The following is a 15,143-nucleotide window of genomic DNA, read 5'->3' as shown; positions in this document are numbered from 1 at the left end:
ACAATGTTTATACTTTTTATTGTGGGATTATTGCTTGGGAGCGTAGCTGTTATCTTTGCTCTGCAGAACGTGGCGGTAGTCACGGTTTCTTTCTTCAGTTGGAAACTTGAGGGTTCGCTTGCTGTGATATTGCTTCTGGCGCTCTCCGCTGGAATTGTAACGGCGCTTCTCATTGTCCTTCCGGGCTCTATCGATAATTACTTTAAGCAAAGGGGCTTGAAGAAAGAAAATCAGAAACTAGCAGAAGCGCTCCGCAAGCAAAAGGAACTCACTGTGTTCGCAAAAAATACTCCAGCAACTCCCGAAGCCATTGCTTCTATCGAACATGGCGTGATTGCGGACAGCAACATTTACTAGATTGTGCGATAGTATAGGGTAATGCCGTATTACGTATACATCTTGGAATGTAAGGACAAAACCCTCTACGTTGGTTCCACAAATAATCTGAAGAAAAGACTTCATGCTCACAACCACCTGAAATCGGGGGCGCATTACACCAAAATCCGCCGGCCTGTGGTTCTCAAATATTTTAAAAAGCTGAAGTCTTATTCACTAGCGCGTAAAAGAGAGAATGCACTCAAAAGCCTCACAAGGCCCGAGAAATTGAAGCTTTTTAGCTAGTTGTTTTAATCTGAATTTCTTCCGCTTTCGCCAGATTTTCTTTCCACTCTTTGTGAAAAGGACTTTTCTCGTTCCATGGTTTAAGCCCGCTTCCGGCAAAATGGTAGATTGCCGCCTTTGAATTCTGGAAATCCACAATACGTTTTTCATCGGGAACGTAATAGTTGTAATGCGGAGTCAGCTCGATCCAATCTTGATAAAACGCCAAATTTAAGATCGGTTGGTCGCCCACAGTTCTTTCTTTCACAATGAGCGAGAAATATTCTTGGATGAATTTTTGCATCTTTGAATAAAGGGCTTTTGTGATGATGTCTGTATTGAATGCGATCATTCCGGCGTTAAAGGCGTATTCGTTTATGTTGTAATGATAAAGGAATTTTTTGTAAGCATCATTATTTTCTTTGTTCCAGACAAATTGATCTTTGAGACGGAGCCGATTCATGTCTCCCATTGCCGCGAATGTATCTACAGTCGTTAAAAGTTTGAGTGAGTCATAGACCATCATGTCTGAATCGAGGTATACAACGTGCTCCCATTTTTTGAAGTGGGGAGTGAAAAGTTCGAGTTTTAAAAGAAGCCGGCTCGGATATTTTTTAGGATTTTCGCCCACATAAGAGTGAACGAGTATTCCTCGATCGGTAAACCATTTCAAATCTTCTTCTGGTATTCCGTCAGAAAGGAGAAGCATGTCTTCATGCCATGGTGCCTTAAAAAAGGCGCTCGAAAGTAACTGTTTTGCTCTATCAAGATGATTCTTGTCCGACATAGTTACCAGGACGGATTTCATACAAGTATTCTAGCTTATTTTTTCTCCGCTGCGGAAGTGGCGGCAACAAATCCAGTTGTCCAACAAAGCTGAAGGGAATAGCCACCGCTTGGACGGTCAATATTTAAGATATCGCCGATAAGATAGAGGTTTGAAAAGAGGCGTGAGCGCATTGTTTTAAAATCTACTTCTTCGAGGGATACTCCGCCTGAAGAAATAACTGCTTTCTCGAGGCCGAGGAGTTTATCTACATGAAGCGGAATATTTTTCAAAAGTTTTACAAGATTTAATCTTTCTTCTCGGGTTATACTGTTGCAGGCGGTTTCGGGGTTTATTCCTGAAAGCTCTACGATAATTGGTGCTAATGCTGATGGCACAAGAGATCCGAGGGCATTCTTAAACTTTTTCTTATCATTTTCTTTAAAGATTTCCTGGAGTCGCGCGTTGAGTTTTCCATAATCGAGAGAGGGGAGAAGATCGAGTGAAATGACAACCTCGCCGTACTTCAGAAGTTCTCCAACATCACGGCTCATATTGAGAATGGTTGGACCACTCACGCCAACATGAGTGAAAAGAATTTTGCCCTTCCTTACATCTTGTTTTACGTCGTTTTGAAGAAGGGTAATTTTAATATCGGTGAGACTGACTCCGGCAAGCCTTTCTACCCATTTGTTTTTTATCGCAATCGGAACCAGCGAAGCCGTCGGCTCCGTGACCGTATGGCCAATTTTTTTGAGCCATTTGTATCCATCTCCGGTTGAGCCGGTCTCTGGCCGAGAGACTCCTCCGGTCGCAATCACGACAGAGCGGGCCAGAATTTCTTTCCCGTTTTTTAATTTTACCCCCGAGACTTCTTTGTGATTTTCTTTTGATATAAGAATTTCTGTCACAGGAGAATTCGAGAGAACGGTAACATTGTGTTTTTTTAAATTTTCGACAAGGACATCCCATACGCTTTGAGCACTGTCGCTTACGGGGAAAACGCGCTGCTCGTTTTGCACTTTTGTTTCCATGTTTCGCAGATGAAAAAAATCTAAAGCATCCTTGACTGCGTATTGAGAAAAAGCAGAAAAAAGAAATTTTCCGTTTTCTTTGAATTTTTCGAGAAGTTTTCGGTTATCAAATTCAGCATTCGTAACATTGCATCGTCCTCCACCGGTAATTAGAAGCTTTTTACCAAGCGTCGCATTTTTCTCGATCAAAATGACTCGCGCGCCGAGCTCTCCTGCGCGTCCCGCGGCCATCATTCCCGCAGGTCCGCCTCCTATTACAGCCACATCCCAAACTTCCTTATTCATGGCTCCCATCCTAGCATTAAAGCCATTTTAGACGAATTTTCTCCTGGCCTGTATAATGGCAATGAGATGATGAAAATATACAAAAAAATCACAATTTTTACATTGCTTTTTATACTGGGATTCTCACCGCTCGCAGTTTTTTCTGCAGTCCCCGTAGCGCCCGTGAAAGCCCACTACAAGCCCCTCAAAATCTTCTATTACAGGGAGGGGAAGAACGCCCGAGCATCTCTCTACGGAAAAGAACTTGATATAGACGTCCTTGCTCCGCAGGCGTACACCTTTAAAACCGATGGAACTTTGACTGGAACCATGAATCAGACTGTTATAAATTACGCTCACAATAAAGGCATCAAATTGATGCCACTCGTAACGAATCCCAATTTCAGCAAAGCGGGCGCACATTCTTTTCTCGATAATGCTGCACAGCAGGATAAAGCAATTGACGGGCTTATCGCAGAAGCAAAAACGAAAGGGTATTGGGGCTGGCAGATCGACTTCGAGCAGATGGATCTTTCGTACCGCGATAAATTTTCCGCCTTCGTACAAAAATTTGGAGATAAGATGAAGGCGAACGGTCTTACCTCAAGCGTCGCCGTAGTTTCTAAATTTTCCGAAAACCCGAAAGATTATGTGAAAACGCTTTGGCAGGACCTTATTGGTGTTTATGATTACTCCGCGCTTGCTTCGCATACGGATTTTCTAAGCATTATGTCGTACGACGATCCGGATTCAGAAGGTCCAATTGCCCGTTATTCATGGCTTAAAAGAGTGATGGATTATACGCTCACCCTTGTTCCAAAAGAAAAAGTTTCAATGGGACTCGCTCTCTATTATTGGCTATGGAATGATGCGACTGGAAAAATTGTAGAGATTGGTGGAAACGGAGGAATCCAAGAAGCGCTCAAAAAACATTATATGACGAGCGGATATAGCGAAAAGGAGCAGGCTCCGTACTTTAAGTACACGAGTAACAAGAAAAAATATACTCTTTGGTATGAAAGTGGCAGAAGCATTCAGGCCAAACTCGACCTTATGAAAAAATACGGGCTTGCGGGATTTTCTGCTTGGGCAATGGGACTTGAGGTACCAAGTGTAAAAAAGGTTCTCTAGGGGGTATAATGAAGAGATGAAATTTATACTAATCCTCTTTCTACTTGTTCTTATCGCTATCACTATTCTTTTCTGTATGACTTATTGGACAAATGAATGGAGTGCCAATCAAAAGATCTTTGTATCAGGAAAGGCACCAAACCCTAGTCCAGACGGTTTTTACTCAGGTTCGGCATATCTCACCGGTTCCTGGCTTGGGAAAAAGTTCGATGCAAGATATGAAGAGGGAATCAATGTTTTCAAAGATTTAGGAAATGCCGAGGTGGAAAAATATCCTTTTAAAACATTTTTCGGTCCGGGAATTCGGGACACGCATTTGCAAGTAATGAAAATTGATTATGATATTCCGGAAAATCCTTTCTGGATCCGCCCCATTTTAGACGAGATTGTCGAAACTGCTCCCGGAGAATATATGGGCAAGCTTCACTTAAGGATTATTCCCGGATTTTCATTTTCTCCTCTCTACTTTTTCTTGGAGAAACCTCTGTAACAAGCCTGCTCGTAAGACGTCATCAGATGTGAAAGAGATGAGTCGAAATTATAAGACCATTTTTCTAGACTTTATGATCGAAACAATTGCAATTATTTTCTTCATCCTCTGGCTCTTGGGAGTTGTTGGAGTGTATAGTATCGGGTCGTTTATCCACATTCTCCTTGTTTTGGCGATTATTATGGTTCTGGTGCGAATTATCCAGGGTAGAAACCCTATCTCCTGAGCGCAAAGGGAGAAAGTTTGACAAAATAGCGGTTTTGGTATATACTTCAGGGGTAATCAAATCTCGCTGTTTCTCTTGTTTTTGGAAGCATTTTCCTCTAACAGTGAAGTTTGAGGAAGAATATGCATCCAAAACAGTCTCACAATAACGGCCCTCGCAAGCCGTATCATACTCATTCGTCTTCAAATTCCAGCGCTCCGCGTTCTGGCGGTTTTTCTCGTAGCTCATCTAGTGGAAGTTCTTCGCATTCCCGTTCAAACCCGCAACCTTCTCGATTTGGCGGTTCTTCTTCTGGTCCATCCCGATTTGGAGGACATAGTAGTGGCCCTCGACGTTTCGGTGGCGGTCAGGGCGGGTCGCGTCCTCACTTTGGAGGACGAAGCGGTTCTCGTGGAGGCGGAGAGCGAATTGATACTGCTCGATTTATAAATAAAGCTGTAATCACCGAAGAGGTTGAACATTTTGTCCCCGAACATGCTTTCACTGATTTCAAAATTGACGCAGAGCTCAAAGCTTCTGTCGTTGCGAAAGGCTATACAACCCCAACTCCGATTCAAGACCGGGCTATTCCGCATATCCTAAATGGCTCTGACATTGTTGGAATTGCAAACACTGGAACAGGGAAGACCGCGGCATTTCTTATTCCTCTCATTCAAAAAGTACGACTCAATCGAAAAGAGCAAGTAATGGTGCTCGCTCCGACGCGAGAACTTGCAATGCAGATCGACGAAGAGCTCAAAATTCTTACCAAGAGCATGAAAATGTTCTCTGTGTGCTGTGTTGGAGGCGCTCCGATCGGCAAACAGCTTCGAGATCTGCGATTTCAATACAATTTCATCATAGGTACTCCTGGGCGAGTGAAAGATCTTATCGAGCGAAAGATGATTCATCTTCATGAATTCAATTCTATTGTTCTCGACGAAGCCGACCGGATGCTTGATATGGGATTCGTAAATGATATGCGACTCATTATGAAAGGAATGCCACAGAAACGACACACCCTTTTCTTCTCCGCAACGATTTCTGGTGAAATCGAAAAACTTATCAAAGAATTTCTCCATGAACCGGTTCGAATTTCAGTAAAAACACGAGACACTGCAAAAAGTGTTGATCAAGACGTTGTGCGAGTACGCGGAGCAGATAAGCTCGACACCCTTCACGATCTTTTGAACCAAAAAGAATTCAATAAAGTACTTATTTTCGGGCGGACAAAACACGGGGTGGAAAAACTTACGAAACTTTTGAACCAAAAAGGTTTCAAAGCAGAATCAATCCACGGAAACAAGAATCAATCACAACGAGTACGCGCATTGGACGCTTTCAAAAAGAGCCATGCACAGATCCTTGTGGCAACAGACGTCGCTGCTCGAGGCCTCGATATTCCGGATGTATCCCATGTAATTAACTACGAACTTCCTGCGACCTACGACGACTATGTCCACCGAATCGGACGAACAGGACGAGGAGGAAAGAAAGGTAAAGCTTTAACATTTATTGAATAATTTTTCTTTTGCCATGAAAACTACCACAAAAACAAAAAGTAAAAAGCCAATGCCCGTTGCCGTTGTGTTGCCTCCTCGGCAGTATCAGAATATGAAAGGTAAGTGGGTAGAAAAGGTCACAAAAAGCACCGTGCTTCTCTGCGTATGTGGAAATAAATATCTAAAAACTCGTCCAGGACAGACTACTTGCGTGCCCTGTCTTGTCCGGCTTCGAGAAATTCGATAAATTCGATAAAAAACACCAAGCGACAGCTTGGTGTTTTTTTGTATATAATCAGTAAATATGAAAAAGAAAAAATACATCCTTTTCGATTTCGACGGCGTTATCGCTGATTCTTCGGAGGTGTCGTGGGATTTGAATAAAAAGATTTGCGCCACAATAACGAGAGAGAGGTGGCTCGAAGTCTTTGATGGAAACGTTCATGACTGGGACAAAAATACTGCGCATTGGCACAGTCCCGATTGCAAGCATGAAATTTTTGATTGGTTCGCGGAATATGCCCCTCTTATGCAGCAACGCGTAGTCATATTTCCAAGGGTGAGCGGAGTGGTAAAGAAATTAGCTGAAAAATATACTCTTTTCATTATATCTTCATCCCCGACTTATCTCATTGAAGAATTTATGCAAAAAAATGCAATTCGAGAATATTTCGCGGATCTCTTGGGTAATGACGTTCACACAAGCAAGGTTGAAAAGATCAGAATGGTTTTTGAAAAGTATAAAATCTTGCCCGAACAATGCGTTTTTGTCACTGATACGGTTGGGGATATGCGCGAAGCGCGTGAAATGGATGTTGATTCAATCGGAGCATCTTGGGGCTACCATGAGCATGCGCGTCTTACAAAAGGTAATCCTTATCGCATTGTGCATGAGCCAGAAGCTTTGATTTCGGCAGTTTCTGATTACTTCGCGGAAAGAAATCAACAGGGAGAGTGACGTTCTTCTGCTATAATTCTTGGCATGTTTAAGGATGAGGTCCAGAAAATATTTGCAGGCGAAGTTCTTGATGATACGGAAACCCTTTCTAAATATAGCCACGATGCTTCACTTCTTGAAGTCAGGCCAAAGCTCGTGGTTTTTCCTCGTAACAGGGAAGATGTAAAAAAGCTCGTCTCTTTTGTGTCTCATGAAAAAGGAAAACGGCCGGGACTTTCCCTGACCGGGCGCTCTGCGGGTACGGATATGACCGGAGGCCCCCTTAGTGAATCCATCGTTTTGGATTTTACGTCACATTTTAAAGAAAAAACCATAGATGCTGGAGCTTTGACGGGTACAGTTGAGCCGGGCGTATTTTTTCGTGACTTTGAGGCCTTAACGACCCCGGAAAAAGTCTCTTTACCGATCTATCCGGCTTCAAAACAGCTTGCCGCTCTCGGCGGAATGATCATGAATAACTGCGCGGGGGAAAAAACTTTGCGCTATGGCCAGATGAGGGATTTCGTAGAAGAAATGAACATGGTGCTTTCTGACGGGAATGAATACACTTTCCGAAAACTCAATCGCGAGGAGCTTCAAAAGAAACTTTTAGAAGCAAATTTTGAAGGTGAAGTGTACAGGAAAATGCACCGTCTGGTGACAAAAAATCATGATTTGATTGAAAGCGCCGCTCCTAAAACTTCTAAAAACTCTTCCGGTTACGCTCTTTGGCGAGTGTGGGATAAAGCGAAAGACACATTCGATCTTTCACAGATTTTTGTTGGTTCGCAAGGAACGCTCGGGCTTTTGACCGAAGCGAAGGTCCGATTGGTAAAAGATACGCCGGAGAGGAAACTCATCGCTCTTTTCTTTAAGAATTGGGATGATCTGCCTGCCGTCGTGAACGCGGTTTTGCCATTTGGAGTTGAAAGTATGGAAGCTTTTGATGATACGACGCTGAAGCTCGGTATTCGGTTTATGCCTGAAATTGCAAAGAAGGTGCACCAAAGCCTGCTTCGTTTTGCGTCCCGTTTTTTGCCGGAAGTGTTCATCGGAATTGAAATGTTCGGCCTTCCGAAACTCATCGTTCTTATTGAACTTGCGGAGGAAAAAGAGGATGTTCTCTACGAAAAAACCTTAAAAATTGTCCGAACGCTTAGAAAATTTCCTGTGCATATGCGTGTGCTCGCTGATGGTCCGGATTCTGAAAAATATTGGATCATGCGTCGAGAAAGCTTTAATCTCTTACGAGAGCATGTGGCGGGGAAGCAAACTGCACCTTTCATCGACGATTTCATCGTCCCGCCGGAAAAGATGCCGGAATTTTTGCCAAAAGTTCTCACAATTCTGAAAGAAAACGGTATTAAAGCTAATATCGCGGGACATGCGGGAAATGGAAATTACCACATCATTCCGCTCATGGACCTTTCAAAAGAAAGCGAGCGGGCAAAAATCATTCCAGTTTCTGAAAAGGTGTATGAGCTCATCGTTGAATACGGGGGAAGCATTACCGCAGAGCACAATGACGGAATTGTCCGGACGCCTTTTGTAGAGAAAATGTTCGGAACGCCGATGTACCGGCTTTTTAAAGAGGTAAAGCATATTCTTGACCCTCAAAACATTTTCAATCCCGGTAAAAAAGTGGGAGGAACTCTCGCGTATTTCAAAGCTCATATAAAGGGATCAGGGGAAGTTCACAAATAAATCAAGCGTGATACAATAAAGAGGAGAAGGCTCGAAAGAGCTTATTAGCAGATTTTCTTATATAAAAAATGTCAAAAATAATTATCGTCATTGTTATTATCGTGCTCGTGCTTCTTGGTTGGATGTATTGGAAAAGCACAAGTTCCACAGAAACTCCGGTAGTGAGTCCTGTGGTGATTCAAGCAACAGCTACTCCGCCACCATCTGGTATTTCTACAACGGATACTTCTGATGCTTCTTTCGACGCTGATCTAAAGGCTGTGGACAGTGGCATGGCGGATTTGAATACTGACGCAGCAAATGCTGATGCCGGACTCAAAGATCAATCAACTTACTAGATAAAATTTTTCCCACAATCATATGAATACTAAATATAAATTCCTCGTTGCTTCTTCTTTAGGTCTCACACTTCTGGCTGGCGTCGCTCTTCCTGTAATTGCAGAAGATGGCGGAAATGCGACAGGTACGCCGGATCGCGGAGGGAAAGACAGAATGGGATCATCGACCGAAAAGTTTCGGGGAGATGCGGACCGGGGATCCAAAACAAAATGGGATGGTGATCTTTCTAAACTTATCGAAAGGGGGGATAAAGAAATTGACAGGCGTATCGCTGCTCTTCAAAATCAAAACGATCGAATACAGTCTGCAAAACGAGTATCTGACGAGGGCAAATCTATGATTGCCGGTTCAATACAGTCTCAGATCGATATCCTTACTGTACTTAAGACAAAAATTGATGCTGATACAGATGAAGCAACCCTTCGAACAGATCTGAAGTCAATAACAGCGTCTCATCGTATTTTTGCACTCGTAATGCCCCAAGCGGCTATTACTGCTGCAGCTTTGCGAATTGAAACAATTGCAGGAAATCTCGCAACGATTAGTGGAAAGCTCAAGACTCGAATTACTACGGCACAAGCAGCGGGTAAAGACGTTACCGCTGTGAATACGACCTTGGCACACATGAACGCGCAAATTGCTGATGCTTTGGTCCAGGCAAAGGCGGCAAAAGACAGGATTTCCGGACTTGTACCAGATAATGGGGATAAGACAAAAGCAGAGGCTAATAGAGCAGCTCTTCTTGCAGCTCGAGCAGATATAAAAGTAGGCGCCGCAGATCTTCGGGATGCCAGGAAAGATGCAGAAACAATTTTGAAAGCACTGAAGGGATTTAATTCTGGTGATAAAAAATCTGATGAGGAAACGCCTTCTCCTTCACCTACTGCTACATCTGTCGCAACACCAACGGCTACTCCATCTCCAACAACTTCTCCGACAGCAACTCCATAAGGAGATATGGTATTTCTGGTTATTTCATTTATTGCTGGATTACTCACAGTTCTTGCGCCTTGCGTGCTCCCACTTTTACCCGTTGTCATTGGTGGCTCTCTCGCCGGTGAAGAAGTAAATAGAAAAAAAGCTCTCACAATTGTCATTGCTCTTGGGATATCGGTGATCCTTTTCACTTTTATTCTAAAAGTAAGCACTGCATTCATCGCTATTCCGGAAAGTCTCTGGATGTGGATTTCTGGAACAATTCTCATTCTGTTTGGACTCATTACTCTTTTTCCTTCGCTTTGGGATAATTTGAAATTTGCTGCCCGTATTAATCAAAAATCGAATAAGATTTTAGGCGTCGGGTATCAGAAAAAAAGTTTTTGGGGAGATATTATTATCGGAGCATCGCTCGGGCCCGTTTTCTCGAGCTGTAGTCCAACCTATTTTATTGTTTTAGCTACAGTCTTGCCTGCAAGTCTTTTTCTAGGGACGCTCTATCTTGTCTCGTATACCGTAGGACTTTGCCTCGCCTTGTTCGCAATCTCTGTTGTCGGCCAAAATATTCTAAACAGGATTGGAGATATGGCTGATCCAAAAGGGTGGATCAAAAGAGTGCTTGGAATTCTTTTCATTCTTGTTGGTCTCGCAGTTATTACGGGGGTTGATAAGCAGATCGAAGCGTCTCTTTTACTAAATGCCGGAGTGTTCGATATCACTCAAGTTGAGCAAAAGCTTCTGAAATTAAATGAAAAGCCTGCTTTAACAATTCCTTCTGTAAAGCCTTCCGAGTCGGCAACTCCAACAGAAATTCCAGTCACTTCCGTGAAAGCAACGGAGTCTGTTGCGACAGAAACTCAAGAACAAATAAAAAAAGATATTGCGGAGAAGCAAAAAATGTTCCTGCTTGCCCCGGAGCTCGTTTCTCCAGACGGGTACATAAACACGGGCGGGAAACCAATCAACCTCGCCTCTCTTCGCGGAAAAGTGGTGCTTCTCGACATTTGGACGTATAGCTGTATCAATTGCCAGCGCACCTTGCCGTATCTCAAGAGCTGGTATGCAAAATACAAAGACCAAGGACTCGAGATTATTGGAATCCACACTCCCGAATTTGCATTTGAAAAAGTCTTGAAAAATGTCGAAGATGCCGTCGCGCGTTTCGGTATCAAGTATCCGGTTATTCTCGACAGCGAGTATAAGACCTGGAATGCTTACGGAAATCAGTATTGGCCTCGCAAATATCTCATCGATATCGACGGTTTTGTTGTTTACGATCATATCGGAGAAGGGAATTATGAGGAAACCGAGAAAGCTATTCAAAAAGCGCTTTTGGAGCGAAGCCACAGGCTGGGTACAGAAGTAAAAATGGGCGATGTTACGGAAAGTCCTGTGGGAGAAATCGACTCTACTCTTTCAAAAATTGCTAGTCCCGAAACATATTTTGGTTCCGCTCGGAATGAGGATCTCGCAAATGGAAATTCGGGCGTATCGGGGATGCAAACATTCACTCTTCCGCAGAGCATAGCCAGGAACAAACTGTATTTGGGCGGGAAATGGAATATTCAAGAAGAATTTGCAGAAAATAGCGGTAGCGGGGAAATCGCCTTCAAATATAATTCAAAAAATGTCTATATGGTGGCAAGTTCGGACGCCGGCGCAGATATAGAAATCTGGCAAGATGGAAAATTACTAAATACGGTGCGTATAAAGGAAAACCGTCTTTACTCTTTAATAGAAGGTAAAGATTACAGCGAACATACTTTGGATATAAAAATAAAAAGCCCGGGAATGAAGGCTTTCACATTCACTTTCGGGTAGTTTTAGCGCTAAATTTCATATAGAATTATTCCTATGAAAAGCTTTGGACAAGAAGGTCCCCTGTCGAGAGAAGTAGAAGAAATCAGAAAAGAGGATGAGTCTAATAGAACATCTCCGGAGGGTTCTTTTGACGAGTCAAAAAATATTGAATTACGAGAGAAACTCGCGCGAATCAAAGAGAAGGTTTCAACAAGTTACCAAAATGTTGCCAAGATAATCCTAGAGTTTCGCAGCATCATAGAGAAAAATCCTGATATATCGAGACACGATCTTATTGATGAGGTATACAGGAGACGCCACCAAGGAGAAATCACCGATATACAGGCGGGAAACCTTATTGAGGCATCCCATGCATACGCTAGCCAGCATGAGACAGTAGAAGAACACGCTAGGCTCTATCCGGAAGCTTCAGCTTTGTATGAAGCTTGTTTTGGTAAAAAACCGAAAGGAAGAGTAGAAATGAAAGTATTGCCGATTTGTTTTTATATCCAATGCTACGATTCAGAAGATTATGCATTTGCTCGAGCCGTGGGAAGCGGTATTTCTTCTCCTTCTGTAGATGATGTAGAAAAAATACCATCTTCAATTGGATGTGCTTTGAGTAAAACAAGAATTTCTGATCTGAACGATGCGGTGACGCTTGAGAATACCGAGCGCGTCCTTCGACACAAAGAGATAGGTGTATCCAAGGAAATCAAAGAACAAGATTTTATTTGGGATGAAAAAAGGTGGGACTATGCTCACCTCTCGGTAGGAGATTTAACCTGCGATATAAATTGCTTTCCGGAGGAGAAAGGGAAGCCGAATTTAATTGCCGTATTTAATCTTGAAAATGGAGAAGGTGTAACGGTAGAACGGGTGAAGAAGTCGGGAAAGATTATTTTAAAAGTGGCAGGCGAGGTAGTGCAAGAGGAAGAATTTGTGTTCCCGCTAGAAAAAAAAGGGGTTCAATATGGGGAAATTGTTATAGGAACGAAAGAAATGAGGTTTCGAAATACAAGTGGGCAAAAGGCCAGTATCGGAAAGACAGAATATATCGATGAGAAAGAGATTGATCAATCTGCTTCAGAAATGACACGAATTCACGAAGAACAACACATTTTCAATCGTCTTTTTAAACCCGCCTCCGACAGTCCGTGGTTGTTTGTGGATTCTGTGAGTCGGGGAGAAGCGATAAAGGACAAATCTAAGACGACGGAGATTTTAAGAGATTTTTTCAGACTTATTCGCGCTGAAATCTATGATCAAAGGGCGAGGGATGAAATTTTAGCCCAATACAAAGGCGGGGAAATGGTGGACAAAATTTTCGGCATTATGTCTGAAGAGCATTCCTCTTATGATTACCCAACAGAATACAAGGGGGTGATTCAAGCAGAAATTGAGCGTATCTCCGAGTTCTATGCAAAACGCAGTAAGGATTTGCGTAAGATGTTCAGTAAGAAAAATATGAAAGACGCCTATTTACAATCTGTTTTTAAAGAACTTTATTTCGACGAGCTTTCTGCGTGGATAGGAACCATAAAGACGCTTGAAGAGAAAAAATATAGTCGGGATGAAATAGTTGCTCTTTTGACACAAGAGCATGTGCACGGATGGAGAAAAATCGCTCGACGTACTCCCACAAAAGAGGTGACCACGGCCGAAGAGACTTAACAGCTTTTTTACTGAATAGCTTGAAAATAAAATTTCCCACAGCGTGAGCCGTAGGAAATTCGATAACGTTTGTACTGTCTGGTCTTTACTCAACCGCCTCTGCCAAGGTCGCATCCGGCCAATGAGCGACGTCATCCGGAATATAATCGGAAGTCGTCGGCAGGCCAAGGATATCCTTGTAGGGATTGTCCTGGCGAATTGCAAGCGATTCACTCACGGATGCGATTTCTTTTGCCGAGAAAGGAACGGGGCATCCGCCACCTCTCAGGCAGAGTTCGCCCCGCAATTCCCCTTCGAGAATAATGGCGTACTCCTCCCTTGGGGCGTCCTGACGAAGCCAAACTTGGCCGTCAGCCGTAACAATGATGCCTATGCCACGACTCTCACCCCATTTCCAACAATGATCTTGATGCAAGCAAATGGCGACGCTTGTCATAGGATCTCTCAGGGGATGGTAACTTATCCCCGTGGCGTGAACGTAGCCGGCCTTTCGAAGCCTTTGGAGAAGGCCGGGATCGAGCATTTCGAAACTTTTGTAGAAAAGCATTCTTTCTCCTTGTCTCGCCCTTTGGCGGTTTGAGTTCCTGAGAAGAAACGTACCTGTATTTTAAACTTTTGTCAATTTTTTATCCCTTATTTATCAACACATTTGGTCATTTAGCTTGGACTCGTTATACTAAAGCTATGACGGAATCTTCTGACACAGAAATTGCAGTAATCGGAGGCGGATGCTTCTGGTGTACTGAAGCGGTTTTTAAAATGCTTCGCGGGGTCAGTTCTGTGTTGCCTGGATACGCCGGCGGAGAGAAACCGAATCCTTCGTATGAAGATGTTTGCGCAGGCATGACAGGACATGCAGAAGTTATACAAATAAAGTTCGATCCCGCACAAGTAAAGTTCGAGGATCTCCTTACCGTATTTTTTGCTTCGCATGATCCAACGACAATGAATCGGCAGGGGAATGATGTCGGCACGCAGTATCGCTCAATTATTCTCTACACGACCGGAGAACAAAAAATAAAAGCAGAAAATTTTATCAAAGAGCTCAATGCTTCGAATCCGAATGGGAAACCGATTGTGACGGAAATTAAACCACTCGAAACTTTCTACGAAGCAGAAAATTATCACCAAAATTATTTTGCCCGCAATCCCGGAAATCCATATTGTGAAGTTATCATTAATCCTAAGTTAGAGAAGGTGCAAGAAAAGTTCGCGAATCTATTAGCAGATAAATCAAAACAAAAATGACAAAAGGAGATATGCCAATGCCAAAAAATGAAGAGGAGTGGAAAGAGAAGCTTACCGAGGAAGAATACCGAGTTTTACGGGAAAGGGCTACGGAAAGGCCTTTTTCGGGGAAATTTCTTGCTGAAAAGCGAGATGGAATGTATGTTTGCAAGGCTTGCGGCAATCCTCTTTTTTCTTCGGACGCAAAATTTGATTCTGGCACCGGCTGGCCAAGCTTTGACCAAGCTCTTCCCGGCGCTGTAAAAAATATTGAAGACCGCTCTGGCGGAATGGCTCGCACAGAAATTGTGTGCGCGAGATGCAGTTCCCATCTTGGACATGTATTTGATGACGGTCCGACAGAAACAGGCAAGCGATATTGTCTCAATTCCGTCTGCCTCGATTTAGAAGAAAAGAAAAACTGAAAATCAAAAAACAGAGGTCGAAAATTTGGCTCACTTGAGCGACTTAAACGGGTGGAAATGTACCAATCCCGTTTTTTGTTTTTTAATAAGATTTCCACATTGATTTCTC

18 protein-coding genes are annotated in these 15,143 nt (G+C 43.1%); 15 read left to right on the top strand and 3 right to left on the bottom strand.

Going from position 1 to position 15,143, the window contains the following annotated elements; translation table 11 throughout:
* Nucleotides 1-3 precede the first annotated feature (3 nt).
* Nucleotides 4-357: a LapA family protein gene (locus PHS53_04565; protein MDD5357392.1), complete on the top strand. Its 354-nt coding sequence runs from the start codon at nt 4-6 to the stop codon at nt 355-357.
* A 21-nt stretch (nt 358-378) separates the two neighbouring features.
* Nucleotides 379-621 (top strand): GIY-YIG nuclease family protein, encoded by a 243-nt coding sequence (locus PHS53_04560; GenBank protein ID MDD5357391.1) that lies wholly within the window; start codon nt 379-381, stop codon nt 619-621.
* On the opposite strand, the gene PHS53_04555 is transcribed toward PHS53_04560, so the two are convergent.
* On the bottom strand, nt 614-1,408 hold the full coding sequence (locus PHS53_04555) for a glycosyltransferase (protein ID MDD5357390.1): 795 nt from the start codon (nt 1,406-1,408) through the stop codon (nt 614-616). The genes PHS53_04560 and PHS53_04555 overlap by 8 nt on opposite strands.
* Before the next feature lie 14 nt (nt 1,409-1,422).
* Nucleotides 1,423-2,685 carry an NAD(P)/FAD-dependent oxidoreductase gene (locus PHS53_04550; protein MDD5357389.1) on the bottom strand — a complete coding sequence of 421 codons (1,263 nt, stop codon included), beginning with the start codon at nt 2,683-2,685 and terminating at the stop codon, nt 1,423-1,425.
* 69 nt (nt 2,686-2,754) lie between these two features.
* On the opposite strand from PHS53_04550, the gene PHS53_04545 reads away from it, so the two are divergent.
* The 11 genes from PHS53_04545 (at nt 2,755) to PHS53_04495 (ending at nt 13,382) form a co-directional block, all read left to right on the top strand.
* Complete coding sequence (locus tag PHS53_04545; GenBank protein MDD5357388.1) at nt 2,755-3,795, top strand: glycosyl hydrolase family 18 protein; 1,041 nt, start codon at nt 2,755-2,757, stop codon at nt 3,793-3,795.
* Nucleotides 3,796-3,811: 16 nt separating this feature from the next.
* Entirely contained in the window at nt 3,812-4,285 is a 474-nt protein-coding gene (locus PHS53_04540) for a hypothetical protein (protein ID MDD5357387.1), read from the top strand.
* Nucleotides 4,286-4,358: 73 nt separating this feature from the next.
* A complete protein-coding gene (locus tag PHS53_04535; protein ID MDD5357386.1) occupies nt 4,359-4,511 on the top strand; it encodes a lmo0937 family membrane protein in 153 nt (50 codons plus the stop codon).
* A 122-nt stretch (nt 4,512-4,633) separates the two neighbouring features.
* Nucleotides 4,634-6,013, top strand: coding sequence for a DEAD/DEAH box helicase (locus PHS53_04530; GenBank protein MDD5357385.1), 1,380 nt, complete (start codon nt 4,634-4,636; stop codon nt 6,011-6,013).
* A 13-nt stretch (nt 6,014-6,026) separates the two neighbouring features.
* A complete protein-coding gene (locus tag PHS53_04525) occupies nt 6,027-6,239 on the top strand; it encodes a hypothetical protein (protein ID MDD5357384.1) in 213 nt (70 codons plus the stop codon).
* A gap of 57 nt (nt 6,240-6,296) precedes the next feature.
* Entirely contained in the window at nt 6,297-6,950 is a 654-nt protein-coding gene (locus PHS53_04520; GenBank protein ID MDD5357383.1) for an HAD hydrolase-like protein, read from the top strand.
* A gap of 24 nt (nt 6,951-6,974) precedes the next feature.
* Nucleotides 6,975-8,633 carry an FAD-binding oxidoreductase gene (locus PHS53_04515; protein MDD5357382.1) on the top strand — a complete coding sequence of 553 codons (1,659 nt, stop codon included), beginning with the start codon at nt 6,975-6,977 and terminating at the stop codon, nt 8,631-8,633.
* A 68-nt stretch (nt 8,634-8,701) separates the two neighbouring features.
* Nucleotides 8,702-8,971: a hypothetical protein gene (locus PHS53_04510; protein ID MDD5357381.1), complete on the top strand. Its 270-nt coding sequence runs from the start codon at nt 8,702-8,704 to the stop codon at nt 8,969-8,971.
* A gap of 22 nt (nt 8,972-8,993) precedes the next feature.
* Complete coding sequence (locus PHS53_04505) at nt 8,994-9,923, top strand: hypothetical protein (protein ID MDD5357380.1); 930 nt, start codon at nt 8,994-8,996, stop codon at nt 9,921-9,923.
* 6 nt (nt 9,924-9,929) lie between these two features.
* Nucleotides 9,930-11,729 (top strand): cytochrome c biogenesis protein DipZ, encoded by a 1,800-nt coding sequence (locus PHS53_04500; GenBank protein MDD5357379.1) that lies wholly within the window; start codon nt 9,930-9,932, stop codon nt 11,727-11,729.
* Nucleotides 11,730-11,762: 33 nt separating this feature from the next.
* On the top strand, nt 11,763-13,382 hold the full coding sequence (locus PHS53_04495) for a hypothetical protein (GenBank protein ID MDD5357378.1): 1,620 nt from the start codon (nt 11,763-11,765) through the stop codon (nt 13,380-13,382).
* 85 nt (nt 13,383-13,467) lie between these two features.
* Here the strand turns inward: PHS53_04495 and PHS53_04490 are convergent, their stop codons facing one another.
* A complete protein-coding gene (locus PHS53_04490) occupies nt 13,468-13,929 on the bottom strand; it encodes a hypothetical protein (protein ID MDD5357377.1) in 462 nt (153 codons plus the stop codon).
* A gap of 137 nt (nt 13,930-14,066) precedes the next feature.
* Between PHS53_04490 and msrA the strand changes: the two genes are divergently transcribed.
* Both msrA and msrB read left to right on the top strand, forming a co-directional pair.
* A complete protein-coding gene (gene msrA, locus PHS53_04485; GenBank protein MDD5357376.1) occupies nt 14,067-14,630 on the top strand; it encodes a peptide-methionine (S)-S-oxide reductase MsrA in 564 nt (187 codons plus the stop codon).
* A complete protein-coding gene (msrB, locus tag PHS53_04480; protein ID MDD5357375.1) occupies nt 14,627-15,034 on the top strand; it encodes a peptide-methionine (R)-S-oxide reductase MsrB in 408 nt (135 codons plus the stop codon). The genes msrA and msrB overlap by 4 nt, the downstream gene beginning before the upstream one ends.
* Nucleotides 15,035-15,143 lie beyond the last annotated feature (109 nt).

The organism is Candidatus Paceibacterota bacterium (assembly GCA_028714635.1).
Classification (GTDB): Bacteria; Patescibacteriota; Minisyncoccia; order Phycocordibacterales; family JAQTLZ01; genus JAQTLZ01.
This window is presented reverse-complemented; position numbering and strand designations above follow the sequence as displayed.